The 4,220-nt window shown below is 70.9% G+C and carries 2 protein-coding genes and 1 pseudogene; all 3 read left to right on the plus strand.

The window, feature by feature from the left end; all coding sequences use genetic code 11:
- Nucleotides 1–332 (plus strand): GTP-binding protein (locus ABTY15_RS39395; protein WP_350607488.1); only part of this gene is annotated, 332 nt, incomplete at its 5' end.
- 424 nt (nt 333–756) lie between these two features.
- Complete coding sequence (locus ABTY15_RS39400) at nt 757–4,119, plus strand: sensor histidine kinase (protein ID WP_350607490.1); 3,363 nt, start codon at nt 757–759, stop codon at nt 4,117–4,119.
- A gap of 10 nt (nt 4,120–4,129) precedes the next feature.
- Nucleotides 4,130–4,220, plus strand: a pseudogene (locus ABTY15_RS39405) (roadblock/LC7 domain-containing protein); the annotation flags it as partial.

Here is a 4,220-nt window from a genome sequence, read left to right on the forward strand (position 1 = left end):
TCTACCTGTTCGGCACCCCCGGACAGGACCGCTTCTGGTTCATGTGGGACGACCTCGTCCGCGGCGCCATCGGCGCCATCGTCCTCGTCGACACCAGGCGGCTGGCCGACTGCTTCCCCGCGCTCGACTACTTCGAGAACAGCGGGCTGCCGTTCGTCGTCGCCCTCAACGGCTTCGACGGGCACCAGCCGCACACCGCCGACGAGGTCCGCGAAGCGCTCCAGCTCGGCGCCGACACCCCCGTCGTCGCCCTGGACGCCCGCCGGCGTGACAGTGCCAAGAGCGCGCTGATCACCCTCGTCGAGCACGCCCTCCTCGCCCGGCTGCGCTGACCGGCGACCACGGAGGGCGCGCCCCGGGAGGCGCACCGTCGAACGCCCCGGCGACCGTCGAACGGATGGTCGCCGGGGCAGCGCCACTTACCGGCAGGTGTCCTCCGGGGGCACCGCGCAAGACCCGGTTATAAGCGGCGGATAACAGTTCGGTAGGCATTTTGTGATCAACAGTGACGCAGCGTGGCGAATCAGCGTCACTCAGCGCCAGATGACCACGGTTTTGCTCCGTCATGTCGGTGAATGTCCGGATTGTGCCGACGCGAGGGCTATCCGACGGCTGTTTGTCCCCCATCCCTGCACGTGCTGAAATTCCAGCTACCCCTGAATGCTCTCGGCGCCGGCCCACCCGGTGACGGGCCAGGGCCCGGGGGTAGCGCTGGATTGATCCATGGCCGGCAGTCGGCCGAGAGGTAGTTGTCGAGTGAGGCGTAAGCAGCAACCCGCCCCGCAGCGGCGCTCCGAGCCCCGCCAGAGCGAGCCGAACGGTACCGCCCCGGAGCCGGCCGGATTCTCCGCGTTCACCCCGACCGAGGAGCGTCCCCAAGCTGCCTCCATACCGCCGCCGACCTCCTCGAAGGAGCGTCGCGGCGGATCGGCCGACACCGTCCAGGACGACAAGGACGGCGGCCGCTACGACTTCCTCCGCCCGCGCAACTGGCGTGTGCCGACCCGACTGATCGCGATCCTGCTGATCCCGGTCGTCATCTCCCTGGTCTTCGGCGGCCTGCGCGTCAACACCTCGGTCGACGGCTACATCAAGGCCTCGCACGCCGAGAAGACCGCCGAGCTGGCCAAGGCCGCGACCGAACTCGCCGAGGCGCTGCAGAACGAGCGTGACAAGACCGTCGGCCCCCTGCTGACCAAGCAGGACCCGAACAACGACGTGGCCAAGACCCGCGCGGCCACCGACGCCGCGCTGAAGGCCTACAACGCCGCCTACGAGGCCTCCGACAAGGTCGGCGAGCTGCCGCGGCGCCACGAGGCCTTCGCGAGCATGGTCGGCGCCCTGCCGCACCTGCGCCAGGTCGCCTACACGCCCGAGCTGTTCGCCTCCGCGACCGCCAACGCCTACTCGGTGATGTTCGCGCCGCTGCTCTCCTACGACAACTCGGTCGGCCTCGGCGGCTCCAACAACCTCACCAGCAAGGGCCGCGCGATCTACGCGATGTCGCTGGCCAAGGCCTCGGCCTCGACCCAGCGCGTGCTGATGATGCAGCTGCTCGTCGGTATCTCGGCCAACGCCACCACCCGGCACGAGAACGCCGACATGATCCAGCAGATCCTGGTCTCCCAGAAGCTGGAGCAGGTCTCGCTGAACGAGTTCACCACCGGTAGCGCCCCCGAGGACGCCCGGAGGTTCGCCGACGCCCAGGTCGCCCAGGCCACCGTGGACGCGCGCTCGGCGTACAAGATGCCCAACGGCACTCTGCCGACCATGCAGGGTCTGCTGGCGCTCGGCGCCGCGTACAGCGAGCAGGCCGCCGAGGGTCAGCTCCGCGGCAAGGCCGTCGCCGACCAGGCGCTCAAGGAGGCCATCGCCTCCGGTCTGACCCCGGACAACTGGAACCAGGCCTCCAACAGCCACATCCAGGCCCTCCGGAACACCGAGATCGGCCTCCTCGACGACGTCCTCGACGGCGCCAAGGAGCTCAAGGACAACGCGCTCTACGACGCCGTGCTCAACACGATCATCGTCGTCGCCGCACTGATCCTGGCCGGTCTGCTCACCGGGTACGTCGCCCGCTCGATGATCCTCGGCATGCGCACCCTGCGCAGCGCCGCCCTGGAGATCGCCGACCACCGCCTGCCGGACCTGGTCGAGAAGCTCTCCAAGACCGACCCCGACCGGGTCGACACCTCCGTCAGCGCGATCCCGCTGCACGGCAAGGACGAGATCGGCGAAGTCGCCCGGGCCTTCGACCAGGTCCACCAGCAGGCCGTGGCGCTCGCCGCCGAGCAGGCCCTGCTGCGAGGGAACGTCAACGCGATCTTCACCAACCTGTCGCGCCGCAGCCAGGGCCTGATCCAGCGCCAGCTGGCGCTGATCACCGACCTGGAGAACAACGAGGCCGACCCGGACCAGCTGGAGAACCTCTTCAAGCTGGACCACCTCGCGACCCGTATGCGCCGCAACGGTGAGAACCTGCTCGTCCTCGCGGGCGAGGAGGCCGGCCGCCGCTGGAACACCCCGGTCCCGCTGGTCGACGTGCTCCGCGCCGCCGCCTCCGAGGTGGAGCAGTACGAGCGCGTCGAGCTCGCCGGCATCCCGGAGGTCGAGGTCGTCGGCGCCGCCGTGACCGACCTCGTCCACCTGCTCGCCGAGCTGCTGGAGAACGCCACCTCGTTCTCCAGCCCGCAGACCCGGGTCCTGGTCAACGCGACCCGCCTGCCGGACGGCCGCGTGCTGGTCGAGATCCACGACAAGGGCATCGGCCTCACCGCCGACGACTTCGCCGAGATCAACGAGAAGCTGGCCGAGCCGCCCACGGTCGACGCCACCATCTCCCGCCGCATGGGCCTCTTCGTGGTCGGCCGGCTGTCCCAGCGGCACGACATCCGCGTCCAGCTCCGCCCCTCCGGCGAGTCGGCCGGCACCACCTCGCTGGTCATGCTCCCGCCGTTCGTCACCCAGGGCGGTGCCGCGCCGGAGCCCGAGGAGCAATTCACCGTCTCCCGGATCTTCGCCGACCAGGCGCCGACCTCCGAGTGGGCCCCCGAGGGTCCCACCCGCAGCGCCGCCGAACTGGGCTTCGACGACCACCTGACCGGCCACGGCATCGCCGGCTCCTCCGGCTTCAGCCCGGCCCTGGAGTCCGTCCAGCGCTCGCAGCGCCTCGACCAGGTCCGCCGCCAGGCGCTGGAGAGCGGCCCGCACGGCGAGCCGCCGGTGCTGGACGCCGAGGTCGAGGAGGAGTACCCGCAGCAGGGCTACGACCAGTACGCCCCGCAGGGCTACGAGCAGTCCGGCTACGCCGACGACCAGTACGGCTACGGCCACGACGGCTACCAGCAGGACGGCTACGGCCAGGACGCGTACGGCCAGTACCCGCAGCAGGGTTACGACCAGTCCGGCTACGCCGACGACCAGTACGGCCAGCAGGACTACCAGGGCACGGACTACCAGGGCTACGACGACGGCTACGGCGGCGACCACTACGGCCAGCAGGCCGAGGAGGCGCCCGCCGGCCACCCGTACGCCCCGGAGGCGCCCGCCCTGCCCGCCGCCGAGCCCACCACCACCCTGCCGTCCGGGCTGCCGCAGCGCCGCCCCGGCCAGCAGCTGGCGGGTGGCGGCTTCGCCGCCCCGGCCGACAACGGCTCCACCGGCGAGACCCCGAACTGGTTCGCCGGCGCCAAGGACACCTCGGCGCCGAGCGAGCCGCGCGGCCACGACGTGTCCGCGCTCGGCGGGTACGGCCCGACCGGCCCGACCGCCAACGCCGCCTGGCAGTCGCCCAACGACGGCGACTGGCAGCGGGCCGAGCAGCTGCGCGAGCCCGCCTCCGGCGGCACGACCACCTCCGGTCTGCCCCGGCGCGTGCCCAAGCAGAACCTGGTGGCCGGCAACGCCAAGCCCACCCCGCAGGACGGGCCGCAGGTCTCCCGCAGCCCCGAGGAGGTCCGTGGACGTCTCACGAACCTGCGCCGCGGTGTGGAGCAGGGCCGCAGCGCCGGCAACACCGGAAGCTTCCGGATCGACCCCGATCAGGTAGACCCGTCCGGCAACGGACAGCAGAACCGGAGCACCGATCTCTTCGGCGGCTCGAACCACCAGGAGCGTTGAGTTGACTCAGATGAGCCAGGCCGCACAGAACCTGAACTGGCTGATCACCAATTTCGTGGACAACACCCCCGGGGTGTCCCACACCGTGGTGGTCTCCGCGG

Source organism: Kitasatospora sp. NPDC097643 (assembly GCF_040302625.1).
Classification (GTDB): Bacteria; Actinomycetota; Actinomycetes; order Streptomycetales; family Streptomycetaceae; genus Kitasatospora.